The organism is Thioclava sp. JM3 (genome assembly GCF_002213185.1).
Classification (GTDB): Bacteria; Pseudomonadota; Alphaproteobacteria; order Rhodobacterales; family Rhodobacteraceae; genus Thioclava; species Thioclava nitratireducens.
Map to the genome: position 1 here is coordinate 138,773 of NZ_NBOB01000005.1, position 25,324 is coordinate 164,096.

29 protein-coding genes and 1 pseudogene are annotated in these 25,324 nt (G+C 64.3%); 18 read left to right on the forward strand and 12 right to left on the reverse strand.

The window, feature by feature from the left end; all coding sequences use genetic code 11:
• The first annotated feature begins 8 nt into the window (after nucleotides 1–8).
• The 3 genes from B6V73_RS10635 (at nucleotide 9) to motA (ending at nucleotide 1,908) form a co-directional block, all read left to right on the forward strand.
• A complete protein-coding gene (locus B6V73_RS10635; RefSeq protein WP_075775269.1) occupies nucleotides 9–362 on the forward strand; it encodes a hypothetical protein in 354 nt (117 codons plus the stop codon).
• The gene (locus B6V73_RS10640) at nucleotides 359–961 is read left to right on the forward strand and encodes a hypothetical protein (protein ID WP_088725222.1); all 603 of its coding nucleotides are present in this window, start codon (nucleotides 359–361) and stop codon (nucleotides 959–961) included. The genes B6V73_RS10635 and B6V73_RS10640 overlap by 4 nt, the downstream gene beginning before the upstream one ends.
• Nucleotides 962–1,038: 77 nt before the next feature.
• Nucleotides 1,039–1,908 (forward strand): flagellar motor stator protein MotA, encoded by an 870-nt coding sequence (gene motA, locus B6V73_RS10645; protein ID WP_075775267.1) that lies wholly within the window; start codon nucleotides 1,039–1,041, stop codon nucleotides 1,906–1,908.
• Nucleotides 1,909–2,987: 1,079 nt separating this feature from the next.
• Here motA and B6V73_RS20450 read toward each other — a convergent pair.
• Nucleotides 2,988–3,311: a hypothetical protein gene (locus B6V73_RS20450; protein ID WP_143597891.1), complete on the reverse strand. Its 324-nt coding sequence runs from the start codon at nucleotides 3,309–3,311 to the stop codon at nucleotides 2,988–2,990.
• Between B6V73_RS20450 and B6V73_RS20455 the strand changes: the two genes are divergently transcribed.
• The 6 genes from B6V73_RS20455 (at nucleotide 3,294) to B6V73_RS10675 (ending at nucleotide 9,358) form a co-directional block, all read left to right on the forward strand.
• Nucleotides 3,294–4,211, forward strand: coding sequence for a hypothetical protein (locus tag B6V73_RS20455; protein ID WP_143597892.1), 918 nt, complete (start codon nucleotides 3,294–3,296; stop codon nucleotides 4,209–4,211). The two genes, B6V73_RS20450 and B6V73_RS20455, sit on opposite strands and share 18 nt — an antisense overlap.
• Before the next feature lie 84 nt (nucleotides 4,212–4,295).
• Nucleotides 4,296–5,045: a transglycosylase SLT domain-containing protein gene (locus B6V73_RS10655; protein ID WP_088725224.1), complete on the forward strand. Its 750-nt coding sequence runs from the start codon at nucleotides 4,296–4,298 to the stop codon at nucleotides 5,043–5,045.
• On the forward strand, nucleotides 5,045–7,129 hold the full coding sequence (flhA, locus tag B6V73_RS10660) for a flagellar biosynthesis protein FlhA (protein WP_088725225.1): 2,085 nt from the start codon (nucleotides 5,045–5,047) through the stop codon (nucleotides 7,127–7,129). Before B6V73_RS10655 ends, flhA begins: the two co-directional genes overlap by 1 nt.
• A complete protein-coding gene (locus tag B6V73_RS10665) occupies nucleotides 7,126–7,914 on the forward strand; it encodes a flagellar biosynthetic protein FliR (RefSeq protein ID WP_088725226.1) in 789 nt (262 codons plus the stop codon). Before flhA ends, B6V73_RS10665 begins: the two co-directional genes overlap by 4 nt.
• A complete protein-coding gene (locus tag B6V73_RS10670) occupies nucleotides 7,911–9,002 on the forward strand; it encodes a flagellar type III secretion system protein FlhB (protein WP_088725227.1) in 1,092 nt (363 codons plus the stop codon). The genes B6V73_RS10665 and B6V73_RS10670 overlap by 4 nt, the downstream gene beginning before the upstream one ends.
• On the forward strand, nucleotides 8,990–9,358 hold the full coding sequence (locus tag B6V73_RS10675) for a hypothetical protein (protein ID WP_088725228.1): 369 nt from the start codon (nucleotides 8,990–8,992) through the stop codon (nucleotides 9,356–9,358). Before B6V73_RS10670 ends, B6V73_RS10675 begins: the two co-directional genes overlap by 13 nt.
• 48 nt (nucleotides 9,359–9,406) lie before the next feature.
• Here the strand turns inward: B6V73_RS10675 and B6V73_RS10680 are convergent, their stop codons facing one another.
• From B6V73_RS10680 to B6V73_RS10720, 9 genes and pseudogenes are all read right to left on the reverse strand, one after another.
• Nucleotides 9,407–9,937 carry a flagellar basal body-associated FliL family protein gene (locus B6V73_RS10680; protein ID WP_075775260.1) on the reverse strand — a complete coding sequence of 177 codons (531 nt, stop codon included), beginning with the start codon at nucleotides 9,935–9,937 and terminating at the stop codon, nucleotides 9,407–9,409.
• Nucleotides 9,938–9,946: 9 nt separating this feature from the next.
• Nucleotides 9,947–10,672: a flagellar basal body L-ring protein FlgH gene (gene flgH, locus B6V73_RS10685; RefSeq protein WP_075775259.1), complete on the reverse strand. Its 726-nt coding sequence runs from the start codon at nucleotides 10,670–10,672 to the stop codon at nucleotides 9,947–9,949.
• Nucleotides 10,673–10,696: 24 nt separating this feature from the next.
• The gene (flgA, locus tag B6V73_RS10690; RefSeq protein WP_088725229.1) at nucleotides 10,697–11,122 is read right to left on the reverse strand and encodes a flagellar basal body P-ring formation chaperone FlgA; all 426 of its coding nucleotides are present in this window, start codon (nucleotides 11,120–11,122) and stop codon (nucleotides 10,697–10,699) included.
• Nucleotides 11,122–11,907: a flagellar basal-body rod protein FlgG gene (flgG, locus tag B6V73_RS10695; RefSeq protein WP_088719871.1), complete on the reverse strand. Its 786-nt coding sequence runs from the start codon at nucleotides 11,905–11,907 to the stop codon at nucleotides 11,122–11,124. The genes flgA and flgG overlap by 1 nt, the downstream gene beginning before the upstream one ends.
• A 14-nt stretch (nucleotides 11,908–11,921) precedes the next feature.
• Nucleotides 11,922–12,639: pseudogene (locus B6V73_RS10700) on the reverse strand (flagellar hook-basal body complex protein).
• Nucleotide 12,640: 1 nt separating this feature from the next.
• Nucleotides 12,641–12,907 (reverse strand): flagellar biosynthetic protein FliQ, encoded by a 267-nt coding sequence (locus tag B6V73_RS10705; protein ID WP_088719873.1) that lies wholly within the window; start codon nucleotides 12,905–12,907, stop codon nucleotides 12,641–12,643.
• The gene (gene fliE / locus B6V73_RS10710) at nucleotides 12,907–13,197 is read right to left on the reverse strand and encodes a flagellar hook-basal body complex protein FliE (RefSeq protein ID WP_088719874.1); all 291 of its coding nucleotides are present in this window, start codon (nucleotides 13,195–13,197) and stop codon (nucleotides 12,907–12,909) included. Before fliE ends, B6V73_RS10705 begins: the two co-directional genes overlap by 1 nt.
• Before the next feature lie 18 nt (nucleotides 13,198–13,215).
• Nucleotides 13,216–13,608, reverse strand: coding sequence for a flagellar basal body rod protein FlgC (gene flgC / locus B6V73_RS10715; protein WP_088723162.1), 393 nt, complete (start codon nucleotides 13,606–13,608; stop codon nucleotides 13,216–13,218).
• A gap of 2 nt (nucleotides 13,609–13,610) precedes the next feature.
• Nucleotides 13,611–13,997, reverse strand: coding sequence for a FlgB family protein (locus B6V73_RS10720; RefSeq protein ID WP_075775252.1), 387 nt, complete (start codon nucleotides 13,995–13,997; stop codon nucleotides 13,611–13,613).
• A gap of 80 nt (nucleotides 13,998–14,077) precedes the next feature.
• Here B6V73_RS10720 and B6V73_RS10725 point away from each other — a divergent pair, with 80 nt between their 5' ends.
• Entirely contained in the window at nucleotides 14,078–15,403 is a 1,326-nt protein-coding gene (locus B6V73_RS10725; protein WP_088725230.1) for a FliI/YscN family ATPase, read from the forward strand.
• A gap of 3 nt (nucleotides 15,404–15,406) precedes the next feature.
• Here the strand turns inward: B6V73_RS10725 and B6V73_RS10730 are convergent, their stop codons facing one another.
• Nucleotides 15,407–16,165 (reverse strand): TSUP family transporter, encoded by a 759-nt coding sequence (locus B6V73_RS10730; protein WP_075775250.1) that lies wholly within the window; start codon nucleotides 16,163–16,165, stop codon nucleotides 15,407–15,409.
• 168 nt (nucleotides 16,166–16,333) lie between these two features.
• Here B6V73_RS10730 and B6V73_RS10735 point away from each other — a divergent pair, with 168 nt between their 5' ends.
• The 4 genes from B6V73_RS10735 (at nucleotide 16,334) to B6V73_RS10750 (ending at nucleotide 20,716) form a co-directional block, all read left to right on the forward strand.
• The gene (locus B6V73_RS10735; protein WP_088725231.1) at nucleotides 16,334–17,227 is read left to right on the forward strand and encodes a type II CAAX endopeptidase family protein; all 894 of its coding nucleotides are present in this window, start codon (nucleotides 16,334–16,336) and stop codon (nucleotides 17,225–17,227) included.
• Between the two features lie 66 nt (nucleotides 17,228–17,293).
• The gene (gene accD, locus B6V73_RS10740; protein ID WP_075775248.1) at nucleotides 17,294–18,238 is read left to right on the forward strand and encodes an acetyl-CoA carboxylase, carboxyltransferase subunit beta; all 945 of its coding nucleotides are present in this window, start codon (nucleotides 17,294–17,296) and stop codon (nucleotides 18,236–18,238) included.
• Nucleotides 18,239–18,329: 91 nt separating this feature from the next.
• Complete coding sequence (locus B6V73_RS10745) at nucleotides 18,330–19,601, forward strand: folylpolyglutamate synthase/dihydrofolate synthase family protein (RefSeq protein WP_088725232.1); 1,272 nt, start codon at nucleotides 18,330–18,332, stop codon at nucleotides 19,599–19,601.
• Nucleotides 19,602–19,693: 92 nt separating this feature from the next.
• Nucleotides 19,694–20,716: an LLM class flavin-dependent oxidoreductase gene (locus B6V73_RS10750; RefSeq protein WP_088725233.1), complete on the forward strand. Its 1,023-nt coding sequence runs from the start codon at nucleotides 19,694–19,696 to the stop codon at nucleotides 20,714–20,716.
• Here B6V73_RS10750 and zapE read toward each other — a convergent pair.
• A complete protein-coding gene (zapE, locus tag B6V73_RS10755) occupies nucleotides 20,713–21,804 on the reverse strand; it encodes a cell division protein ZapE (RefSeq protein WP_075775459.1) in 1,092 nt (363 codons plus the stop codon). The genes B6V73_RS10750 and zapE overlap by 4 nt on opposite strands.
• Before the next feature lie 77 nt (nucleotides 21,805–21,881).
• On the opposite strand from zapE, the gene B6V73_RS10760 reads away from it, so the two are divergent.
• The 4 genes from B6V73_RS10760 to lpxK all read left to right on the forward strand — a co-directional run bounded on the left by B6V73_RS10760 (nucleotide 21,882) and on the right by lpxK (nucleotide 25,283).
• Entirely contained in the window at nucleotides 21,882–22,703 is an 822-nt protein-coding gene (locus B6V73_RS10760) for a sugar phosphate isomerase/epimerase family protein (protein WP_088725234.1), read from the forward strand.
• An 87-nt stretch (nucleotides 22,704–22,790) separates the two neighbouring features.
• Nucleotides 22,791–23,048 carry a DUF4170 domain-containing protein gene (locus tag B6V73_RS10765; RefSeq protein ID WP_075775244.1) on the forward strand — a complete coding sequence of 86 codons (258 nt, stop codon included), beginning with the start codon at nucleotides 22,791–22,793 and terminating at the stop codon, nucleotides 23,046–23,048.
• A gap of 7 nt (nucleotides 23,049–23,055) precedes the next feature.
• Complete coding sequence (locus tag B6V73_RS10770; RefSeq protein WP_075775243.1) at nucleotides 23,056–24,294, forward strand: glycosyltransferase N-terminal domain-containing protein; 1,239 nt, start codon at nucleotides 23,056–23,058, stop codon at nucleotides 24,292–24,294.
• Nucleotides 24,294–25,283: a tetraacyldisaccharide 4'-kinase gene (gene lpxK / locus B6V73_RS10775; RefSeq protein WP_088725235.1), complete on the forward strand. Its 990-nt coding sequence runs from the start codon at nucleotides 24,294–24,296 to the stop codon at nucleotides 25,281–25,283. The genes B6V73_RS10770 and lpxK overlap by 1 nt, the downstream gene beginning before the upstream one ends.
• Nucleotides 25,284–25,324 lie beyond the last annotated feature (41 nt).

Consider the following 25,324-nt stretch of genomic DNA (forward strand, 5'->3'; position numbering starts at 1 on the left):
AGAGGCTGATGCAATTCCTTGCCGAAATCACATCCGGGCTCGCAGCCTTGGCGGCGGCGACCTATTGCTTCGTGCTCGCGCGCAGGCTCAAGCGTTTCAACCAACTCGAAACCGGGATGGGCGGGGCCATCGCCGTGCTGTCCGCGCAGGTCGACGACATGACTCGCGCGCTTGAACGGGCGCAGGCCACCGCGGGCACATCCGAGCGACAATTGCGCGCGCTGACCGAACGCGCGGAGGCGGGGGCGGAGAAGCTCGAGCTGCTTCTGGCCTCCCTGCATGATCTTCCCGAAGACGGTGAACCACGCCGCCGCGTGCTGCGCCGGCGGCAACGCGAAACGGATATCGAGGCCGCGCAATGAACCGCGCAGCCGAACGCAAACCCGGTAGGCGCAGGCCCCGCCCGGGCCGCGGTGCCCTCTGGATCATCGCTGCGCTTTTTGTCCTCTCCGGCGGCATGCAGCTTGCACAGAGCGGAGCTTGGGCGCGCGATACCGCGGAACCAGTGCACGAGACAAAGGCGACAAAACCGCAGGACGGTTGTATCGACGACGCCGGGTTCACGGCGATGCTCGCCGATCTCAAGGCGCGGGAAGCGAAACTGGTCGAACAGGAAGGACTGCTTACTGACCGCCGCAATGCGCTCGCCCTTGCCGAAACCCGCTTGGAAAAGCGACTGAACGATCTCGTCGCGGCGGAAGAGGCGCTGTCCAAGACCGTCGCCGTGGCGGAAGAGGGTGCCGACAAGGATGTCGGAAAGCTCGTTGCGCTGTACGAGAACATGAAGCCGAAACAGGCCGCGCCGCTTTTCGCCGAAATGGACCCGAATTTCGCCGCCGGTTTCCTCGCGCGCATGCGCCCCGCCGTCGCTGCTGCGGTCATGGAGAGTCTCGAACCCAAAACGGCCTACGCGATCAGCGTGCTGATGGCAGGCCGCAACGCGGGCGCACCGCGCAACTGAGCGAGCGTTTAAGGCTCTTGGGCCTTTCTTAAACCGAATCATCCAAAGTCGCCCGAGAGAAACGGAAGGGGCTTTCCATGATCGGCGTCATCGGGATCGTGATCATCTTCGTGATGGTGTTCGGCGGCTATGTCGCGGCGGGCGGCAAGATGGGGATTATCCTCAAATCCCTGCCTTTCGAGATGATCATGATCGGCGGCGCAGCTGTGGGCGCCTTTGTACTCTCGAACGACCTGGCCTCGATCAAGCATACGCTGAAGGATGTCGGGAAGGTCTTCAAAGGCCCCAAATGGAAACCCGACGACTATCGCGATCTTCTGTGTCTTCTGTTCGAATTGATCCGGCTCGCCCGACAGAACCCCGTCGCAATCGAAGAACATATCGAAGATCCGGAAAAATCCTCGATCTTCGGAAAATATCCGAAAATCCTCCACGATCACGAGGCGGTCGACATCATATGTGACACGATGCGATCGGCTTCGATGAACTACGACGATCCCATGCAGGTGGAAGAGGTGCTCGACAAGCAACTCGAGGCAAATTACCACCATGCCATGCATTCGAGCCACGCTATGCAGTCGGTGGCCGACGCGATGCCCGCCCTCGGGATCGTCGCGGCAGTGCTCGGCGTGATCAAGACGATGGGCTCGATCGATCAGCCTCCGGAAATTCTCGGCAAGATGATCGGCGGCGCGCTTGTCGGAACCTTTCTCGGCGTGTTCATCGCCTACGGATTCATCGCCCCTTTCGCGAGCCGGATGAAAGGGGTGACCGACGAAGACAGCCACTTCTACAAGCTTATCCGCGAGGTGTTGATCGCCAACCTGCACAACCACGCGACCAATATCTGCATCGAGGTCGGTCGCCAGAACACGCCCCACCATATTCGCCCCAGCTTCTCCGACCTTGAGGAGGCCTTGAAGTCGGTGAAGTCGGAGGCGGCATGAGGCTCTGGTTCGCACTTCTATTTCTGCTGCCCCTCGCGCCGGCACATGCAACGGTGATTCCGGTCAAATCGGGGGAGCATGACGGCTTTTCCCGCCTTGTCGTCTATCTACCGGCATCGGCGAGCCGGGCGATTACGCCTGTCGATGGGGGGATACGGATAGATACTGACGCCCCCGAGCCGCAATTCGCGACCCAGAACGTTTTCGAGTTGATACCCCGTGACAGATTGCAGGCGCTCGCGGCACAAGCCGATGGCGGGTTGTTTCTGAAACTCGCGCCCGGGGTCGCGCCTGAAACCTTCTCGCTCGAGAGCGGCGCGTTTGTCATCGACCTCAAGGATTCTTCTCCAGGTCAAACCGTCCCCCCGGTAATTGCGACGGGTGAAGATCGATCGCAGACCACGTCAACGAAGCCCCCACCAGCCTCTCGGCCCCGCCCGAAAACCGTTCAACCCGTGAGGATCGGAGACGACTACCTCGACCTGTTCTGGCGAGCTACGACTGCACAAGAGGAGCCTGCCAACGCGCCGGTGAATATCTCTGATGGCGCGCCCAAACCGCCCCTCCCCCCGAAACCCGATCCACGGCTCGATGGCATTGAAGAGCGCCTTCTACGCCAGATGTCGCGCGCGGCATCGCAGGGGCTCGTCACGCCACAGATGACGCCGACCGTGGAAAAGCCCGCGCAAGGGCGACACGCTGCACCACCCACAGGCGACAGGGCCGCCGAAACGGCTGAAATTCCGCAGGCGCCTCAGGGCCCGACACCTCCACCGCATCTTGCGATCGACTCGGTTACAGCGATCGACCGTGACCAACTTGCCACAGGCCTTCAGGCGCCTTCCGAGGTATCCGGGTGCCCGCCCGACCGATATTTCGAGCTCGCGAACTGGGTCGACGAGCGTCCGGCCTTCGCTCAGATCAGCGATGCGCGAAAAGGCCTCTTGGGCGAATTCGACGCACCCAATCCACGTAAGGTGACAGCATTGGCGCGGCTTTACATCGCCTTCGGCTTCGGGACGGAGGCCCGCGCGCTGTTGCGCGATATGGGCAAGGATGGACCGAGCAAAAATGCGCTGCTATTCGTGGGAGCGGTGCTCGACGCCGATCCTACCGCCGCCACCTCGCCGCTTGCTCAGCTCACCGATTGCAATGGCGCGGTCGCGCTTTGGGCCTTCCTCGCAGCTGACCCGCTTCCCGAAAAACGCGATGTTGCCTTCGCGGCGCTTCGCCGACATTTCGAGGCGCTTCCAGCCGATTTGCGACGGTCTCTGGCGCCAAACCTTGTGGCCCGCCTCACGCAGATCGGAGCGGCGGATGTGGCACGATCGCTCGAGCCGGCTGTCAGCCGGATCACGACCGGGGATCGACGTGCGCTCGACACGATGGAAGCCGAAATCCAAGTGGTGGAAGGCGATCCGCAAGCTTCGGGGCGCCTTGAAGCGCTTTCGAAGACGAACTCGGCGCAAGGGCTGCGCGCGTTGATCTTGTGGCTAAACAGCCAGATCGACGCGGGTGGAGCGGTCGACCCGGCAGCTCTCGCGAATGCAGAGGCCTTGGCTTTCGAACTCGCCGACGCGCCGGAGGCTCCGGAATTGCGTCGTATCGCCGCGATTGGCCACGCCGCGAATTCCGAATTCGGCAAAGCCTTCGAGATTTACTCAGATGCGACCGAGATCGCGGATTCGAAGGGCACGCTCGAAGCGATATTCTCGCGGTTGGTTGGGCAAGCCGGCGACGGGGATTTCCTTCGAACCCTTTATGACCAATTGCCCCTAGCCGAGAAAGCCGCGCAGACCTCCGGGCTGCGACAAGAACTGGCCGGACGTGCAATATCTCTGGGAATGCCTGCCGTTGCCGTGCGCCTTCTCGGACAGGCCGATCCGTTGTCGGTGCAGGACAAAACTCTGCTCGCGCGGGCCGCGCTCCTCGAACTGGATCCAGCTGCCGCCGTCGCGCATCTGAAGGATTTGGAGGGTAAACAGATCGAGCAGATCAGAGCCGCTGCCTTGTCTCGACTCGGTCGCCACGACGAGGCGCGCGCCGCCTACCTTCGCGCGGGCAATCCGGAAGGGGCCCGCGCGCAATCCTGGCACAAGGGCGATTGGTCAAGCCTGGACGCCCCTCCAGATGCGGTAGAACAGCGTTTTCTGGAAACTTTCGGGGCGACGTCCTCACAAACGAAGGAGGTGAAAGGCGGGCCGCTCACGCGGGCCCGCAGCCTGTTGGAGCAAAGCCAGGCAGAACGCGAAACGCTGTCGAAAATGCTCGATCGCCTTGCTTTGCCCCCTGTTCAGCAGTGACGGGCAAAATCTTCGGAAACGGATTCTAAAGCTTTGCCCGCTAGGTTTGGGGTCGCAAGAATTGCACTGCAAAGGGAAAATCCCATGCCTTGGTTTCGGCGGGCACTTTATATCTTATGTCTTACCCTCACCCCGCTATCCGCGGCGGGACAGCCCCAGCTATGCGAGGCCGCCGCGAAACAAGCGTCGCGCGAAAGCGATGTGCCTTACGCGGTGCTCATGGCGATTTCGTTGAATGAGACGGGTCGCAAGGGAGCAGGTGGCTTCCAGCCCTGGCCCTGGACCGTGAACATGGAGGGCGCGGGACACTGGTTCGATTCCCGGGATTTGGCGCTGGCTTACGTATTCAAGGAATTCAAACGCGGCGCGCGAAGTTTCGATGTCGGCTGTTTCCAGATCAACTTCAAATGGCATGGGCAGCATTTTTTTTCGATCGAAGACATGTTCGACCCGCTGACAAATGCACGATATGCGGCGCGGTTTCTGAAATCTCTCTATGCCGAAACCGGGGACTGGACAAAGGCTGCCGGGGCCTATCATTCGCGCACGCCGAAATATGCGAGGCGCTATTCTGCACGCTTCGCGCGTCTTCATGCCCAGCTCGCAGGCAAGGTCGAACCTGAAAAGGTGGTGAATACCTCCGCCACGCGGGCAACCGCCGGGGCACCTGAGATTCCGGAGATAATATTGGCACGAACCGAACCTTCGGCGCAAAGCAGGGATAACCAATATCCCCTCCTGCTTCGCTCGGAAGGAACAGAGCCTCCAAGCGTGGGCGGTGCTCCGGGAGCCTCGCTCTTCATCCGAGCCGCGCAAAAAGCGCGAGGAATGTGATGGCGTCGCCGCTCGTGCACCGTGCGTTTCAACCCACCATCATGCTGGCGCTCGCACTGATGGCGGTCATCGCGATGATGATCCTGCCGGTGCCCTCCTGGATTCTCGACATCGGCCTGGCGACCTCCTTCGCCCTCGCGATCCTGATCTTCACTGTCACCTTGTTCATCGAACGACCGCTCGATTTTTCCGCCTTTCCGACGATTCTCCTCGCAACGCTGATGTTGCGGCTCTCGCTTAACGTTACCTCGACGAAACTCATCATCGGCAACGGCCATACAGGCACCGGCGCGGCAGGTGGCGTGATCGAGGGGTTCGCGAATTTCATCATGAGCGGCTCGGTCCTGATCGGGCTCGTCGTGTTCTGCGTGATCCTGATCGTGAATTTTATCGTGATCACGAAAGGCGCCGGGCGCATGGCAGAAGTCGGCGCGCGTTTCGCGCTCGACGCCATGCCGGGCAAGCAGCTTGCGATCGATAGCGACATGAATGCGGGCGCGATCGACCACGCCGAAGCGCGGGAGCGGCGCGAACGCGAACAGGCGGAAACCACTTTTTTCGGCTCGCTCGATGGCGCGTCCAAATTCGTGAAAGGAGACGCGGTCGCAGGGTTGTTGATCACGTTGCTCAACCTCGTCGTCGGTCTGATCATCGGCACGGTGGTGCATGGAATGCCGCTCGATCGCGCGCTCGAAACCTATGCGATCCTCACGGTCGGCGACGGCCTCGTCAGCCAGATACCCGCGGTCATCATCTCGATCGCAGCGGCGATCCTGCTTTCGCGTGGCGGTGCGAAAGGCTCCGCCGATCTGGAATTGTTTCGCCAGCTTGGTAAATATCCGGCCGCGCTGACCACCGTGGCGGTCCTGATGGCGCTGTTCGGTCTCGTGCCGGGGCTGCCTTTCGTGCCCTTCACCGCGGGAGCCGTCCTCCTTGGCGGGTCTGCCTTCATGCTGCGGCGCGCAGAGCGGGCGCGCGCCCGGCGCGAGGCGATGAAGATGCCCACGTCCGAAACCGGGCCGAAACAGAAGTCCATGGGCGACGTGCTCGACATCGACGACATCCATGTCGAATTCGCCCCCGATCTGGTGAAGATGGCGCTCGATCCCGCCACAGGCCTCGACGCGCGGATTTCGAACATGCGCAACCATGTCGCGGCGAGTTTCGGGCTGATCCTGCCGGAAATTCGGTTGACCGACGACGCGACCTTGCCGCCTGGACATTACCGGATCCGCGTTCAGGGGGTGGAGCAGGCGCGCGACCGGCTGATGCCGGAGCATGTGCTGGCACTGATCGCGGACAATCGCGATTTCCTGCCCGACGGGGAAGAGGTGCGCGAACCCGTCTTCCACGCCCCAGCCCTTTGGGTGCCCGCTCATCAGCAGGAGGATGCGGCGCTCGCAGGCTCGACGGTGGTCGGGCCGACGGAGGTGCTCGCGACGCACCTTCTCGAGGTAATCAAGGCGAATTTCTCGCGTTTGATGACGTTACGGGCGTTGCGGCGGCTGCTAGACGAGGTCGCGAACCTCTCCGATCCGACGCGCGCGCAGGCCAATCGGCGCGTCCTCGACGAGTTGATACCCGACAAGGTTCCGATCGACCTGCTTCTAGCGGTCCTGCGCTTGCTGCTCGATGAACGGGTCTCGATCCGAAACCTTCTTTTGATCGTCGAGGCGATCTCGGAGGCCCGCCACCTGCAAACCCCGGAGCAGATTTGCGAGCACGTTCGCCAGCGTCTCGGTTTCCAGCTCGTCGCCGATCTGCGGCGCGACGACGGCACGATCCCCCTGATTCAACTGGCGCCCGATTGGGAGGAGCGGTTCGGCAAATACACGATCGGCGGCGACGCGAGCGGCGATGTCGCTTTACCGCCCGATCTCTTCAACAAACTCGCTGCGAATATCGCCGAAAAACTTGCCGGCGCGGCACAGGCGGGCACGTTCCCGGCGCTCGTCTCTTCGGGACGCAGGCGACGGTTTCTGCGCACCGTCATCAACGCAAAAGGTCTGAACGCGCCGGTTCTGAGCTACGAGGAAATTGGCCTCGAGGCGCGGCCCGCGATGGTCGGGCAGGTTCCGGCATGAGCCCGCCGCTTCTAGATCAACTCGCAGAGATTCTGCAGAAAACGCAAAGTCTCTTGTTGATAGGTTTCGTCATCTTGCTTCGGGTCGGCGGGATCGTCGCAATGGCCCCGGGATTTGGCGAAACCAGCCTGCCGGCGCGGATCAAGACCGGCGTCGCACTCGCGATAACGCTCGTGATGATCCCGGCTCTCGTCCCCAGGCTCGCCATTGTCGATCTTGGGGCAAGCCCGCCGATCTGGCTGATCTCGGAAATCGCGATCGGCCTGTTCCTTGGGTTCGGCTTGCGCGCTTTCGTATTCGCCTTGCAGATTGCGGGCACGATGGCGGCACAGTCGAGCTCGCTCGCGCAACTGCTTGGCGGTATGAGCGGCGAGCCGCAACCCGCGATCGGAAACCTGCTGATGATCGCCGGAATCGCGGTGCTTATGAGCCTCGGGTTTCATGTCCGGCTCATCGAGTTCATGATCGGCACCTACGACGTTCTGCCCGTCGGCGAGTGGCCCAACCCCGAGGCATTGCGCGGCTGGGGCGTCTCGGGCATCGCGCAAGCGTTTTCGCTGGCCTTCACGCTTGCCGCCCCTTTCGCGGTCACCGGGTTGATCTACAACGTCGCGCTCGGCGCGATTAACCGTGCCATGCCGCAGCTCATGGTGGCTTTCGTCGGCGCTCCGGCGCTGACAGGGGGCGGGCTGATCCTGCTCGCGCTTTGCGCTCCGACCGCGACCGCGATCTGGCGCGAGGCGGTCATGGCCTTCCTCGCCAACCCGTTCGGAGCGGTGCGATGAGCGAGGACGAAGGCGGCGAGAAGGAATTCGACCCGACACCGCACAAGCTGGAGGCCGCGCGGCGCAAGGGCGATCTGGTGCGCTCCTCCGATATTTCGGTCGCTGCCGTTTACGGCAGTTTTCTCGCGACGCTCTTTGGCCTTGGCATCTTCAACCTCACGCGGTTCGGCAGCGGCGCGATGGCAATGCTCGATCGCGCCGATGAGATGGCCGCGCAGTTCTTCGGTGGCGGGACGGCCATGGGCGGGCGCGTGATCGGAGAACTCCTGCTGCCGCTCGCCCCGTTTTTCGTGGTGCCGATGGTCGCCGCGCTGGTCGCCTATTGGGCGCAACGCGCGGTCGTTGTCGCGCCTGACAAGATCCAACCGAAGCTCAACCGGATCAATCCGCTGAAAAATGCTGCGCAGAAATTCGGCCGCAGCGGATTGTTCGAATTCGCCAAGAGCGTGACGAAACTCGCCGTGATCGCGACGACTCTCTTTCTCTACCTCAGGGCGCGCGCGGAGCTGATCTTTCTGACGCAGCATCTCGAACCGGTGCAGATCGCGGGCGTGTTGTTTCGTATGATCGCCGAGTTCCTGATGATCGTAACCGCGCTCGCCGCAGCGATAGGCGTCGTCGACTATCTCTGGCAACGAGTGGAATTCCTGCGGCGCAACCGGATGACGCGCAAGGAACTGACCGACGAGATGAAGCAATCCGACGGCGACCCCCATCTCAAGGCGCAGCGGCGCCAGAAGGGGATGGAGCTTGCGATGCGGCAATCGGTTCCCGACACCGCCAAGGCCGACGTCGTGATCGTCAACCCGACCCACTATGCGGTCGCGCTGAAATGGAACCGCGCCTCGGGTCGCGCCCCGGTCTGCCTTTCGAAAGGGGTCGATGCGATCGCGGCGCGGATACGCGAAATCGCGGCGGAGAACGCGGTACCCTTGCATTCGGATCCACCGACCGCGCGCGCGCTCTTCGCGGCAATCGAGATCGGAGAGGAAATCCGTCCCGAGCATTACAAACCCGTCGCGGCCGCGATCCGCTTCGCGGAGAAGATGCGCAAGGCGGCGGGTAGAGGCGCGGCATGGCGCAAATGAGCAAACTGCAGGTCGCGCGTCTAACGAAACTCACCCGGTTGACGCGCATGCAAAGCGAGGCGGAACTCGCCGCGCTCGCACGGCTGAACGCCCAGGCCCGCGCGCTCGATTTGCGCATTGCGAGCCTGCAAGCAGAAGAGCGGTCGAGCCGGGCGACGCTCGCGCTGGACCCGACATTCGGGCAAAACACGCTCGCTTATCTCCGGTATCTCTCGCTGGAAGAAACGCGGCTTCGCGCTGCGCGTGACGAGCTGAATCCCGCGATCGCGAAGCAGCATGACGCGACTGCACGCGCGGTCGGCCGACATGACGTCGTCACGAAACTCGGTCGCCCGAAACGCGAAATGCCCCGCTGAGGCGCGGAGGCTCTGGTTTTTCGCGGTGCGCCGCTGGGCGGCCTGCGCTCAACTGTCCTGACGCACGATATCAGAAACCAGAACCGCAAGAACACTCGGGCCCAGAATGTTGCGGGCCGTCTCGGTCAGGGCCCGGCGCAAGCGCGACATGTTCGCAGAATCGGTGAACAGACCCTGAAACCCGCCGGTATTCGCGTGATCGAACAGCACCTGCAGGAACGCATCACGCAGTTTCGGCTCGGCGCGATAAACGGCTTCGGTTTCGCCCGCCTTCACCTCGAGGCTCAGCGAAAGGATAACCATTCCGGAGATGTGCGACTCGGTCACCAGCGGCACGATGAACTGGTTGTTGAGCTTGACGAATTCGGAGGTGACCTCGCCTCCGGCGCCATTAGCGACGGCGACCGGGTCACCATGCGAGTCGGTTGCGGCAGCAGACTTGCCCGCCTCCGCCTCCGCAGCGGCGGGGGCCGTCGGGGGGGCTGCGGGCGGCGGAGCGGGACGCAGAAAATAGCCAGCCGCGCCACCACCGGCGAGGCCGATCAGACCAAGGAGAAGCGGGAGAAGTTTGCCAAGCATCAAGGCACCTCAGAACGGCAGAAGAACATCGGCGATCTGCTGGCCGTAACGCGGCTGCTGCACATCGGTGATCTGCCCGCGCCCACCATAAGAAATCCGCGCCCCCGCGATCTTGTCATAGGTGATTTCGTTCTGGCGGCTCACATCCTCGGGGCGCACGAAGCCGGTGACGATCAACTCGCGCACTTCGAAATTCACTCGCACCTCCTGGCTCCCCTGAATGCGCAGCACGCCGTTCGGGAGTGTCTCGATGATCGTGGCGGCCACGCGAAGGGTCAGCTTCTCGTTGCGCGACACTTGCCCGTCGCCGGAATAGGAGGAGTTCGAATTGGTCGCGACGGCATTGGCCATGTTCGCTCCCGCAGGCAGCCGCTTGTCGATGCGCTGCGGAATGCCCAGCATCGAAGGCACCCCCATCGTTTCGGAGCCGTTACGCGAGCGGCCTGTGGAATTCGAGATTTCAGCCTTGTCGTTAATCTCTATCACAACCGTGAGAATGTCACCGCGCTGGGCGGCGCGCTGATCGCCCAGAAGCGAGTTGCGCGCGCCCGACCAAAGCGAAGCTTCCTGCTCGGGCGTGCGGGCCACGGTCGTGGCGGGCAGCGGCGAGGAGGCCATGGCATAGAACTCGTTCCCGCCTTCGACCGGCGTGAAATCGGGGGCCTTACCGACCTGTTCGAGCCGCCCGCAGGCGACAAGCGCAATCGAAAGAAGCAACAGTGCAGGAGATTTCATCGCGAATTCCTCTTTCGGATCCCGTCATCTCGCGACATGGGCGGTTCCATCCGCGCCAAGCGTTGCTGACACCACGGTTTTGGAGGCGGCGTTCATCACGCGGATCGTCTCTCCGATCCCGGCACGGTCGAGCGCGCGGCCTTCGGTACGGATCTCAAGCGATCCGAGGCGGAACAGCAGCGGGACGATCTGGTTACGCTCGACGATCGCGGGTTGGCCGAGATCGCGCGCGCGGATCGGGCGCCCGGCATAGATCACCGTGCGCGTCTCGAGGCCGACGGCCTTCTCCGACCCGCTCAACGCCCCGACCACTTCGCCCGGCCGCAGCCCGACATCCGCCCGCGTGACGATCGTGCGCGCGCGCAAAGTGTGGAGCGCGACGAGCGTGTCCGCCGAAGCTTGGCCTGTCAAAAGGCCGGCTAGCGCAATCAGGATCGCCCGAAACAGCATCAGCGCACCTGCGTCGTTGCGCCGAGCATCTGGTCCGCGGCCGAAATCACCTTCGCGTTCAGCTCGTAGCCGCGCTGCGCCTTGATCAACTCCGTGATCTCGCGCACCGGATCGACCGAGCTTTCCTCCAGATAGCCCTGCCGCAGCGTGCCCAATTCGTCCGCGCCGGGCGTGTTTACGTTGGGTGGCCCCGAGGCCCCGGTTTCGAGAAACAGGTTCGAGCCCATCGCCTCGAGCCCTTTCTGGTTCGAGAAATTCGCGAGGGTGAACTGTCCCAATAGTTGCGGCGCCACCTGATTGCTGAAATAGGCATAGACCTCGCCCTGAGCGTTGATGGCGATCGCTCGAGCATCGTTCGGGATCGTCATCTCGGGCACGACCGGGTAGCCGTCGGAGGTCACGATCTGGCCTGTGCCGTTGCGTTTCAGCCCACCATCGCGCGTATAGGCGGAGATGCCCGATGGCAGCATCACCTCCAGATATCCATTGCCATCGATCGCGACGTCCAGATCGCCGCCCGTGGCGCTGAGCGAGCCCTGCGCGACATTGACCGTCACCGCGGTCGGGCGCACCCCGAGGCCGAGTTGAACGCCGGCGGGAATGGTCGTCCCGTCGGTCGCGTTGATCGTGCCAGGGCGGGTCGCCTGCTGATAGAAGAGATCGGCGAATTCGGCGCGGCGCGCATTGTAGCCGGTGGTCGACATGTTCGCGAGGTTGTTGGAAATCACCTCGACGCGCATCTGTTGCGCGCTCATGCCGGTGGCCGCGATCTGAAGCGCTCTCATGTCATGGTCTCCTGTTAGCGGGCGAGCGTCTGGATGACGCTGCGAATTCGTTCGTCTTCGCGTTCGAGAAAGGCCTGTCCCATTTCGTAGGCGCGCTGGACCTCGATCATGCGTGCGATCTCGGTGACCGGATCGACGTTGCTGTCTTCGAGAAAACCTTGCATCAGCACCGCGCCCTCGACGGGTTCGGCGCCCGCCTCGGCGGTGAACCGCGTGCCGCCGACGTGGCGCAATCCGTTGGGATCTGTGGGAAGATAGACGCCGACCTGCGCGATCGGCTGGCCATTGTTGGACAGCGTGCCATCGGCCGCGAGCGCGACCGAGCTCGCCCCGGACGGGATCGCCACCGGGGTGCCGCCGGAATCGAGGAGGCGATAGCCGTCGGGCGTCAACAACTCGCCTGCGGCGGAAGGAATGAAGCTTCCCGCCCGCGTCAGCTGATTGCCCTGCGGGGTCTCGATCATGAAGAACCCCTCGCCCTCGATCGCGAAGTCAAAGGCCCCCCCCCGTCCGGGTCAGCCCCCCCTGGCTCCGGTCGATCATGCGGCCATGCGCGCGCGCCATCGACAGCGAAGGCTCGTTGCCCTCGAGCCCCGAAAGGTATTCGGAGAAGATCACCCCTTCGCGCCGGAAGCCCATCGTCGAGACATTCGCGATGTTGTTGGCGACAGTGCGCATTTCGCGCATCAGGCCGGATTGCCGCGTCAGCGTGGCATAGATCGCGTTATCCATCTTAGCCCCCGGCGATGATCGGCAGGAGGGTGCGGGTGAAGAACTCCACCAGCTTTTCCGACATGAAACTCATCGACACCCAGAACACGACGAGCATCGCGCCCACTTTCGGCACGAATGTCAGCGTCATTTCCTGCACCGAGGTCAACGCTTGAAAGAGGCCGATCGTCACCCCGGCGACGAGGGCGACCGACAGCAGCGGCGCCGCGATCAGCACGGCGATCCACAGGCCCTGCCGAAGCGTGTCGAAGAAGATCGCGTCCTGCATCAGACCGGCATCCTGAGAATTTCCTGATAGGCCTCGACGACCTTGTTGCGGACGGTCACCGCGGTCTCGATCGCGAGTTCACTCTGCGCGAGGGCCTGCACCAGCGCATGCGGATCGGCCTTGCCCGTCATTGCAGATTTGGCGGCGTCTTCGCCTGCCTTTACCGCATCGACGAAAGAACTCGCCGCCTGTTCGAAAAGGGGGCCCGGCCCGGAACCACCCGTTTTCGGCGGGACAGCGGCCCGGGCCTGGGCGTAGCTTTGCGTTGCAAGGGAGGTGTTCAAATCCATTCTAGATCTCCTCGGTCCTTAGCGGCGAAGCAGTTCGAGCAGGGAGACCGACATTTGCCGGGCCTGATCGAACATGCGCAAATTCGCCTCGTAGCTGCGCTGCGCTTCGCGCGCGTCAGCGATTTCGACCACCAGATCGACATTCGAGCCGTCGTAGTAGCCGTTCTCGTCGGCCATCGGATGGCCAGGATCGTAAATACGTGTGAGTTCCGTACGGTCGAGCCGGACCGGGCCGAGCGCAACCTCGCCGGTTCGTCCGCCCGCCTCGACGACCTCCTCGAAGGCCGCCATCTTGCGGCGATAGCCGGGGGTGTCGGCATTCGCGATATTTTCGGAGCTGTGCCGAAGCCGCATCGCCTGCGCTTTCATGCCCGAGGCGGAGAGCGCCATGGATTGGGTGAAATCGGTCATCCTCATCCCCTCCCAAGCGAACTGCGCAAGATGTTGAGTGAGGAGCGGTAGATCGCGAGCGACAGGTCATGCTCGCGCTTCACCTCGACCGAGCGGACCATCTCCTCTTCCAGCGAAACGGCATTGCCATCGGGCGAGGTCACCCCGGGGGAGGCGAGCGGTTCCGGTCCGGTCGTGATCGTCGACGCGGCGCCGATATGGCCGGGCCGCGTCGCGCGCAGGTCGCCGCCGACCTCGCTACGATAGAGGTCTTCGAAAGGCGGCAGATCCCGCGCCGCGTAGCCGGGCGTGTCCGCATTGGCGATATTTTTCGCAACCGCGTTCTGGCGGGCTGCTGCGTGTCGGGCCATCGCACTGGCCATTTTCATGATCTCAATCTTCTCGAACATCGGGGCTTCTCCTCCGAGCTATCAACCAAGCTTTAAGAGCGAATCGTTTAGAAAACCTTTCGAGAACATCGGAGGCCAGAATGGCATTTGCGGGATTCGACCTGTTGCACGCCGAAATGCGCGCTATCGCCAGCGCCCACGCCGTCGGGCGCGTGCGCGAGGTGCGGCGCGGGATGATCGAGGTCAGCGGTCTCGACCGTTCGGCGGCCCTAGGCGACCGCGCGACGATTCGCTGCCAAAGCGGGCGCGAGATCGGCGCGGAAGTTCTGTCGCTGACGCGCGGGGCGGTCACCGTGCTGCCAGACGGAGCCGCCGATGGCGTGGCGATCGACGACGAGGTGGAGCTGCTCGGTCAGGGCGGGATCGCTCCGCATGACAGCTGGGTCGGGCGCATCATCGACCCGTTCGGAAAGCCGCTCGACGGGCAACCGCTGATCCACGGCGCGCGCGAGCGCGAATTGCGCGCAAGCCCTCCGCCTGCCGCCCAGCGCAAGCGGTTGGGCGGCCGGTTGGAGACGTCACTCGCCGCTTTCGACACGATGCTGCCATTGGTCCAAGGCCAAAGGGTCGGCCTTTTCGCGGGATCGGGCGTCGGAAAATCCTCGCTATTGGCGAGTTTCGCGCGCGGGGTGTCTGCCGATATCGTCGTCATCGCGCTGATCGGCGAACGCGGCCGGGAATTGCGGGAATTCGTCGAAAAGACCCTTGGCCCGGAGGGGATGGCCCGCGCGGTGATCGTCGCCGCAACCTCGGATCAGTCGCCGCTGGTGCGCCGCCGCTGCGCCTGGGCCGCGATGGCGGTGGCCGAGCATTTCCGCGATGCGGGCCAGCACGTGCTGTTCCTCGCCGACTCGATCACGCGCTTTGCCGAAGCCCATCGTGAGGTCGCTTTGGCCGGGGGCGAGCCCGCCTCGCTGCGCGGCTATCCGCCCTCGACCTCCTATCAGATCATGGCCTTGGGCGAGCGCGCGGGCCCCGGCGCCGAAGGTCAGGGCGACATCACCGGTGTCTTCTCGGTCCTCGTGGCCGGTTCCGATATGGACGAGCCGATCGCCGATATCCTCCGCGGCGTGCTCGACGGGCATGTCGTGCTGGAGCGCGAGATTGCGGAGCGTGGGCGCTTCCCGGCGATCAATATGCTGCGTTCGGTCTCGCGCTCGCTGCCCGACGCGGCGGATCCCGAGGAAAACCGGCTGATCGGCAAGGCGCGCAGCCTGCTCGGCGCCTATGACCGGGCCGAGATGATGATTCAGGCGGGGCTATATGCGGAAGGCTCGGACAAACGCATCGACGCGGCGATCAAGGTCTGGCCCGAGCTGGACGCCTTCATTGCCGAACCCGCCCCCGACGGCATCGCGGGCAGTTTCGCGCGGCTGCGCACGATCCTGTCGCAGGTGCCGGGATAGGGTCTACATCAGGTCCCAAAGCAGCTTCGCGGCCAGCAGCGTCGAGGTCGTCACCAGCAGCGGCTTGATCAGCCGCGCGCCCACCCGCATCGCAAGCCGCGAGCCCAGCCGCGCCCCGGCGATCTGCGCCAGCCCCATCGCGATGCCGAGCACCCAGAGCGGCGAGCCGACCAGCAGGAACCCCGTCAGCCCCCCGATATTCGACGAGAAGTTCAGCAGTTTCGTATGCGCCGTCGCCTTGAGCACGCCGTAACCCGCCAGCGTCACGAAACCGATCATGAAGAACGAGCCCGTCCCCGGCCCGATCAGACCGTCGTAAAAGCCGATCACCGGCACGAAAGCGGCAGTGAACAGGCCGGGCCGAATACGCTGCACCCGATCCGTGTCGTCCAAACCAGGCCGCAAAGCGAAAAACGCGGCGATTGCGACGAGGATGAACGGCAGGGCGATCTCGATCTTGTCGGTCGGGATGCGCGACACGAGAAGCGCCCCCGCGAGCCCTCCGAGGAACCCGATCACGGCGGCCAGTAGCTGTTTTCGCAGCACCACATGGCCCGAAGCCGCGTAGGAAATCGCCGCCGTCGCCGCGCCGAACGTGCCCTGAATCTTGTTCGTCGCGAGCGACTGCACCGGCGGCACGCCCGCCAGCAAAAGCGCCGGCACCGTGATCAGCCCGCCCCCGCCCGCGATGGAATCGACTACCCCCGCCGCGAAAGCCGCGCCGATCAGCATCACCACCAGATCGAGAGGAAGTTCAAACATTTGCACCCCGGTCAGAAGACAGCCGCCTCTTGTCCTGCCCGCGCCGCAAAAAGTAAAGCCGTTGCCTCAACGGGGCCGCAGCCGCTATCACCGACCCATAGCCTTGCGGAAGACCCAGATGACCCACTCGCGCTCCGAAACCGTCCCCCTCTCCGCGAAGGCCGCGTCGTGATCGCGCGGACCCACCGATATGCGCCGCTCGACGCTTTCGCGGCCCCTGCGAAACCCTATTCCCAGATCTGGCGCGGGATGCTCGGACTGGGCGTGATCGTCGCCTTCTACCTGCTCAGCGGCTGGGCGATGATCCTGTTCTTCTCCTCGATGCTCGACGATTTTTCGATGCTCAGGCTGTTTCAGGAAATCGCCCATGGTTCGACCCCGCGCGGCCTCGCCATCCTGCTTGCAACCTTCGCGCCGCTTCTGATCGCGACCTTCCTCGTCAGCCGCCACTTGCACCACCGCGCGGCGGCGACGTTGTTCGGAAAGCAGAGCCTCTCGACATTCGCGAAGGTGCTGCCGACGCTGTTGCTCTTTGCTTTTTTCTCCTTCGCGCTCACCCAGCTCAGCGAATCCACGGCCCGCTCCAATCCGCTGATGAACGTGCTGGGCTGGGCGCCGATCGCACTGCCGCTTCTGTTCGTCCAGATCGCCACCGAAGAGGTCCTGTTTCGCGGCTACCTGCTGCAGCAGCTCTCAGCGCGCTGGCGCAGCCCCCTGGTCTGGATGGTCCTGCCCTCGACGCTCTTCGGGGCGCTGCACTATTCGCCCGGCACTTATGGCAGTAACGCGTTCTGGCCCGCGCTCTGGGCCTTCGGCTTCGGCTGCCTCGCGAGCGACCTGACCGCGCGCACCGGCAATCTCGGCGCCGCTCTCGCGCTGCATTTCGCCAATAACTTCGGCTCGCTTTTCCTCGTGGGCTTCTACGGCCAGCTCGACGGGCTGGCGCTCTACACGATCGTGATCAATACGCGCGACTTGTGGGACCTCTTGCCGTGGCTCGTTCTCGACATGCTGCATCTGTTGATCGCGTGGCTGTTGATCCGCCTCACCCTGCGCGTCTGATTGCAATTCACGCAGGGGCGGCGTATTTCAAGCCAAACCGACCTGCCCCAGCGAGAGGCTCTTACGATGAACTGGATCACCAATTACGTCCGTCCTCGGATTAACTCGCTGTTTTCGCGCCGCGAAGTGCCCGAGAACCTTTGGACGAAATGTCCCGAATGCGGGACGATGCTGTTCCACCGGGAGCTGTCGGACAATCTGAACGTCTGCACCAATTGCGACCATCACCTCGCGATCACGCCCCGCGTGCGCTTCGAGGCGCTGTTCGACGGTGGCATCTTCTCCGAAGTGAAAGTGCCCGAACCGATCGCCGATCCGCTGCATTTCAAGGATCAGAAACGCTATCCGGACCGGATGAAGGCGGCACAGAAATCGACCGGCGAGAAAGAGGCGATGCTGGTGGCCGAGGGCGAGATCGGGCGCACGCCGATCGTCGCGGCCGCGCAAGACTTCACCTTCATGGGCGGATCGATGGGCATGTATGTCGGCAACGCGATCATCGCGGCGGCCGAGCGTGCGGTGAAGCTCAAGCGTCCGCTGGTGCTGTTCTCGGCGGCTGGCGGCGCGCGGATGCAGGAAGGTATCCTGTCGCTGATGCAGATGCCGCGCACCACCGTCGCCGTGCAGATGCTCAAGGAAGCGGGCCTTCCCTATATCGTCGTGCTGACCCATCCGACGACCGGCGGCGTGACCGCCTCCTACGCGATGCTGGGCGACGTGCATATCGCCGAACCCAACGCGCTGATCTGCTTCGCGGGCCCGCGCGTGATCGAACAGACGATCCGCGAGAAGCTGCCCGAGGGCTTCCAGCGCGCCGAATATCTGCTCGATCACGGGATGCTCGACCGCGTGACGCATCGCATGAAGATGCGCGACGAGCTGATCACCATCCTGCGCATGCTGATGAACCTGCCGCCTGCGGTGAAGGGCGATCTGCCCGCGCCGGAGAAGGCCCCCGAGGTAGCGGTGGCCGAGGCAGCTCCCGAGGCCGAGGCGAAGCCCAAGACCTGATCTTCGTATTGGCTGAAATATCCCGGGGGGCGGCGCCAGCCGCGGGGGCAGCGTCCCCTCTCCGGTCCGCCATCTAAGGCCGGAGGGGCCGATGACACAAAGCTCCGATGACATTCTCGACCGCCTGATGGCGCTGCATCCCAAGGTCATCGACCTGTCTCTCGACCGGATGGAGCGGCTGCTTGAGGATCTCGACCATCCCGAGCGCGACCTGCCGCCGGTAATCCATATCGCGGGCACCAATGGCAAGGGCTCGACCCAGGCGATGATCCGGGCCGGGCTGGAGGCTGCGGGCAAGCGCGTCCACGCCTATACCTCGCCTCATCTTGCGCGCTTCCACGAACGTATCCGGATCGCCGGAGCGCTGATCTCAGAGGACGATCTCGCCGCGCTTCTCGATGAGGTCGAGGCGGCGAATGGCGGCAAGCCGATCACCTTCTTCGAGGTGACGACGGCGGCGGCGCTTCTGGCCTTTGCCCGGACGCCTGCGGACTACACGCTGCTGGAAGTGGGTCTCGGCGGGCGGCTCGACGCGACCAATGTGATCGACAAACCCGCGCTGAGCATCATCACGCCGGTCTCGATCGACCATCAGCAATTCCTTGGCGAGACGCTGGCCGAGATCGCGGGCGAGAAGGCCGGGATCCTCAAGCGCGGCGTGGCCTGCGTGGTCGGTCCCCAGCAGGAGGGGGCGCTCGACGTGATCGAAGCGCGGGCGGAAAAGCTCGGCGCGCCACTTCTGGTGCATGGCCAGCATTGGCAGGTCTGGGAAGAGCGCGACCGGTTGATCTTCCAGGACGAGAACGGCTTGCTCGATCTGCCGCTGCCGAACCTGCCCGGCCCGCATCAGATCGCGAATGCCGGGGCAGCGCTCGCGGCGCTGCGGCACCTGGGCTTTGACGAAGCCGCCTGCGAGGCAGCCGTGACGAAGGCCGAATGGCCCGCGCGGATGCAACGGCTGCGCCACGGACCGTTGGTCGACGGCGCGCCCGAGGCCGAGGTCTGGCTCGATGGCGGGCATAACCCGGCGGCGGGCGACATGATCGCGAAGACGCTGGGCACGCTGCCGCAGCGCCCGACCCACCTGATCTGCGGCATGCTGAATACCAAGGACGTGACCGGGTATCTGCGTCCCCTGGCCCCTCACGCAGCGAACCTTCTAGCCGTGTCGATCCCTGGCGAGGCGAACACCCTCTCGGCGGAAGACACCGCCGAAGCGGCGCGCGCGGTCGGCATCGAGGCACGCCCGGCGGCCTCAGTCGGCTCGGCCATCGCGGGGATCGTCGCGATCCATCCGCATGCCCGCATCCTGATCTGCGGCTCGCTCTACCTTGCGGGCCGGGTGCTGCGCGAGAACGGCTGAAGCTGCGGCCTTGCACGAGCTCTGTGCGAGTATGCCGGTGGCTCACCTGCGCCCGCGCCCCTATCTTCGCGTGAACAGGAAAGGAGACCACCATGCAGCTTGAGCTTGGGATCGACACGTTCGGCGATGTGACGCGCGGCGAGGACGGCCTGCTGCGCAGCCATGCCGAGGTGATCCGCGACACGCTGGCCGAAGGCGAGCTCGCCGATCAGGTCGGGCTCGATTACATCGGTCTGGGCGAACATCACCGCCCCGATTTCGCAATCTCCTCGACCGAGCCGATCCTCTCTGCGATCCTCGCGCGCACCGAAAAGATCAAGGCGGGCACCTCCGTGACGGTTCTGTCCTCGGACGATCCGATCCGCGTGTTCCAGCGCTTCGCCACTCTGAACGCGCTGGCGCCGGGGCGGGCCGAGATCACCATCGGGCGCGGCTCCTTTACCGAGAGCTTCCCGCTCTTCGGGCTCGACCTGAACGATTACGAGGCGCTGTTCGCCGAGAAGTCGCAGATCCTGCATCTGCTTGCGACGCAGGAGAAGGTCAGCTTCGATGCGCAGATGCGCCCGCCGCTGAAGAACGTCACAGTCTATCCCCGCCCCGAGACGCCGCTGCGCATCTGGCGCGGGGTCGGTGGCTCGCCGCAATCGGTGGTCGAGACCGCCGCGATGCAGATGGATCTGATGCTGGCGATCATCGGCGGGGATTCGACCCGGTTCAAACCGCATGTCGACCTCTATCACCGCGCGCATGAGCAGCTGGGCACCAAGCCCGGCAAGATCGGTGTCCACTCTCCCGGCCATATCGCCGAGACCGACGAGATCGCGCAGGAAGAGTTCTACGAAGGCTACGCGCGGATGCATGACATGATCGGGCGCTCGCGCGGTTGGCCGCCATTCCGGCGCGAGGCCTACCTGTCGGAGATCGAGCATGGCTCGCTCTACGTCGGCAGCCCGGAAACCGTGGCGCGCAAGATCGCGCGGACGGTGAAAGCCTTGGGTCTGTCGCGATTCACGCTGAAATACAGCGGCGGGCCGCAGAACCCCGCGCATCTGCGCAAGACGATCGAGCTTTACGGCACCAAGGTGCGCCCGCTTCTGGCGGAGATGCTGGCTTAAGCCTCCGCCGCCCAGCCGTCTGCCTGCATCTCGCGCAGGCGGCTGGCGGTGCGCTCGAATTCGAACGTGCCTTCGCCTTCGACGTAAAGCCGCTCGGGCTCGTCCGCGGCCGAACAGATCAGCCGGACCTTGGCCTCGTAGAGCGCGTCGATCAGCGTGACGAAGCGCTTCGCCTCGTTGAAGTTGGAGGCCGAGAGCAGCGGGATATCATCGAGCAACAGCACCTTCACCGCATCCGCGATGGCGAGGTAATCCGCAGGACCCAGCGGCTGCGCGCAGAGATCCCAGAAGCTCGCACGACCGACCCCGTTGTGGAAATGCGGGATTTCGACCGTGCGTCCCTTCACCGGGATATCGAGCTTGCCGTGATGATCGCCCCCGGTCAGCTCGTCCCAAAGCGCATCCATCTTCGTGCGCGCTTCGCGGCCCGCAGGCGTGAAATAGACCTGTTGGCCTGCCAGACGGTTCTGTCGGTAATCGTTTTCGGAGGCCAACTCGTAGACGTCGAGCTTCTCGCGGATCAGCCCGATAAAGGGCAGGAATAGCTGCCGGTTGAGCCCGTTCTTGTAGAGGTCCTCGGGCACGCGGTTCGAGGTGGTGACGATGGTCACGCCGCGCTCGAACAGAGCCTCGAACAGACGCCCCACGATCATCGCATCGGCAATGTCCGTGATCTGCATCTCGTCGAAGCACAGCAGCCGCAGCGAGCCCGCCACCTCTTCGGCCACGGGGCGCATCGCATCCACGGTATTGGCGCGGCGCGCATCGTCGAGTTTGCCTTGGACTTCCTGCATGAAGGCGTGGAAATGCACCCGGCGTTTCGGCACGTCGGTCTGGCCGAAGAACAGGTCCATCAGCATGGATTTTCCGCGCCCTACACCGCCCCAGATATAGAGTCCGCGCACGCCTTCGACCGGCTTGATCTTGCGCTTGAAGAAGCCGCGTTTCACCGGCTCGGCGGCGGGGGCATTTTCCAGCGCGCGGCGCACGCGCTCCAGTTCGGGCAAAATGGAGCGTTGGGCGGGATCGGGGTTGAGATCCCCGTTCTCCACCATGGACTCGTAAAACTCGGGCAAGCTGCGTTTCATGACGTTCCGATATAGCGCGCTCACGGGATTGAAAAGCCCCGCGGCTTGCGCGAGCATCCGATCCGGAGGAGGACCCCATGGCCAAGGAATTACCGCTGCTCGGCGCTGCGCTGAGCCTCGATATGCTCGCGCATCATCGCGACTGGATCGTCGCCGATCAGCGCGATCTGGAATTGCAGAGCTTCTGCTGGCCGAACGCGACGGATGCGGACCTGCGCAAGATGGTGGCACGCGCGAAAGACCTGCTCGACGGCTATACCGGACGGCTGGGGCTGCATGGGCCGTTCACCTCCTTCAACATCGACTGCGCCGACCCGGAGATCGTCGAGATCATTCGCGACCGGATGCTGCGTGTGCTGGAGATCACGGCGGAACTGGGCGGCGATCAGATGGTGATCCACTCGCCCTACACCCTCTGGAAGGAGGCCGATCTGGAGCAGAACCCCGCGAACGCGTTCATTCAGGTCGAACGCGTGCGCTATGTCCTCACCCCGGTGATCGAAAGGGCAGAGGAACTGGGCGTGACGCTGGTCATCGAGAATTGCGAGGACATCACGCCGAACCTTCGCGTCGAACTGGCCGCGAAGATGAAGAGCGAAGCGGTGAAGGTTTCGCTCGATACGGGCCATGCGCAGTTCATGCATCGCCGCTGCGGCGCGCCGCCGGTCGATGTGTTCGTCCATGCGGCGGGCGCGGCGCTGGAGCATGTCCACCTGCAGGATATCGACGGCTATGGCGACCGCCACTGGCACCCGGGCGAGGGCACGATCGCGTGGCATTCGGTGTTCAAGGCGCTTGGCAAGCTGCCCAAGATGCCTCGCCTGATCCTCGAAGTGAATGACGAGATTGGGGTGAGAAAAGGCGCGGAATATCTGGAGTCTCTGGGACTGGCGCGGTAACGGCTACGTGCGGCCCCGGCCCTCTCCTTGTGAAGGGTGAGGGCAAAGCGTAATCTCTGCGCCGCAGAAAAGCCGACAGGAGTTCACATGGCCAAAAAGACCCCGCAACGTCTTCACCTCGTCTTCGGCGGCGAGCTGGTGACCCCGAGCCGCACCGAATTCAAGAATGTCGACGATATCCATATCGTCGGGATGTATCCGAACTACGCTTCCGCCTATGCCGCGTGGAAGGCCGAGGCGCAGCGTACCGTCGACGACGCCCACACTCGCTACTTCATCGCGCACCTGCATCGCCTGCGCGACGAAGAGCTCGAGGTTTCGACCACCGAAGAGCTCGGCAGCTAAGGCTGGCATGGCGGGCTCTCTTCCTCTCTGGCTCAGACTGCGGCTCTCGGCCCTGCGTCCTGCGGGACCCAAGGCGAAAGCCGCGGTCGAGGCCGGTCAGGGGGAAGATCGCGCCGACGCCCCGCTACTGTGGATCTGGGCTGCGGGGACATGCGCGGAGGCCGCCGGGCTGGTCGCGCGCAGGGTCGCGGCGCGGATGCCCGATATCCGCATCGCGATGACGGTGCGCGGCTCGGAGAGCGCGCCGGATGGGCTGCCCGATCAGGTTTTCCTGCGCGCCGCCCCCGAGGATCGCCCTGCCTCCGTCCGTCTCGTGCTGGATGCGTGGCGCCCCGATCTCGTGCTCATCATGGACGAAACGCTGCCCGCCGCCCTGATCGCGGAGACGCAAACCCGCGGTATCGCCAGCGTGCTGGCCGACGCGAAATTCGGCGGGCAGGACGGGCTGCGGCTCGACGACGTCTCGCTGGCGCTGCTGGGCCGAATCGACCGCATTTACCTGCGAGACGAGGCGAGCCTAGAACGGGTGGACGACCGATTGAGCGGCCCGGTAATCGTGGTCAATGATGGCGCGCTCGGCGAGCCACCGCAGCCGCTTCACGGGTCCGAGGCCGAGCGCGCCTCGATGGCCGAGTCGATGGGCGCGCGTCCGGTCTGGCTGGCCGCAGCCGTGCCCGAGGCCGAAGTCGGCCCGGTGACGGCGGCGCATCGCTACGCTCAGCGCCACGCGCATCGGCTGCTGCTTCTGCTCGTGCCGGATGATGAATCCCAAGGCGAAACCCTTGCCGCGCAACTGACCGCCGAGGGCTGGTCGGTCGCGCGCCGCTCTCTCGAGGGCGAGCCGGAACTGACGACCGAGATTTTCATCGCGGACGACGCGCAGGAATACGGGCTGTGGTATCGGCTCGCCGCGCTCAGCTACATGGGCGGCACTCTGTCCGGGACCGCACAGTCGCCGCGCTCACCGGTCGAGGCGGCGGCACTTGGCTCGGCGATCCTGCATGGCCCGAAACTTGCGCCTTTCCGCGAGGATTACCTGCGGCTCGAGGCCGCGAAAGCCTGTCGCGGCGTCGTGGTGCCGGAGGATCTGCCCGAAGTGGTGGCCGACCTGATCGCGCCCGAACGCTCCGCCCAACTCGCCCATAACGCCTGGGCCGTGACGTCTGGCGGGGCCGGTGCGGTGGAGACCATCGCCCGCGATCTTGCCGAGATCCTGTCGGGCACTCAGCCCGCAAGGGTGGCGTGATGGGCGCGCCCGGTTTCTGGTTCAACGCCCCCGATGCGCCGGGCTTGCGGGCGCGGCTGCTGTCTCCGCTTGGGGCAATCTACGCAGCGATGACGAAGCGGCGTGTGGCGCAGCCGGGTCTGAGGCTCGACGTGCCGGTGATCTCGGTCGGCAATATCAACGCGGGCGGGACGGGCAAGACGCCGACGGTGATCTGGCTGGTGCAGCGGCTGGCGGCACGCGGTGTGACGGCGCATGTAGTCACACGCGGCTATGGCGGATCGCTCGAAGGGCCGGTGCGGGTCGACGAGCGCAGCCACCGCGCCGAAGAGACCGGAGACGAGCCGTTGCTGCTTTCCGCCTTCGCACCGGTCTGGGTCGCGCGAGACCGCGCTGCCGGGGCGAGCGCCGCGGTCGCCGCCGGGGCACAGGTGATCGTTCTGGACGACGCCCATCAGAACCCCATGCTGGAGAAAGACATCTCCATCGTGGTGGTCGACGCCCATAAGGGTTTCGGCAACGGGCGGTGTCTGCCCGCCGGACCGCTGCGCGAACCGATCGAGGCTGGGATGGCCCGCGCGGACTTCCTGCTGTCTATCGGACCGGAGACCGCACAAGAAGATTTCACGAATTTCTGGGGTTCCAGAATTTCGAAACCGCACCTGACGGGCCAACTCGCGCCGCTGCAGACGGGCATGGATTGGGAAGGGCTTCCCGTCCTCGCCTTCGCGGGCATCGGCCATCCCGAGAAATTCTTCGCCACGCTGCGCGGTCTCGGGGCTAACCTGCTGCGCGGCGAGGCGCTGGAAGATCACCAGCCTTTCACGGCGCGCCTCTTGCAGCGGATCGAGACGGAGGCCGACATGCTCGGCGCGCAGATGGTCACGACCGAGAAGGATGCGGTGCGCCTGCCCGACAGCTTCCGTCCGAAGGTTCTCGCGCTGCCCGTGCGACTTGCGATCGACGACTCCGCAGAGCTCGACGCCGCGCTCGACCAACTCGGGATATGAGAAAGGCCGGCCCCGCGGGGCCGGCCTTCGCTTGATCTGTA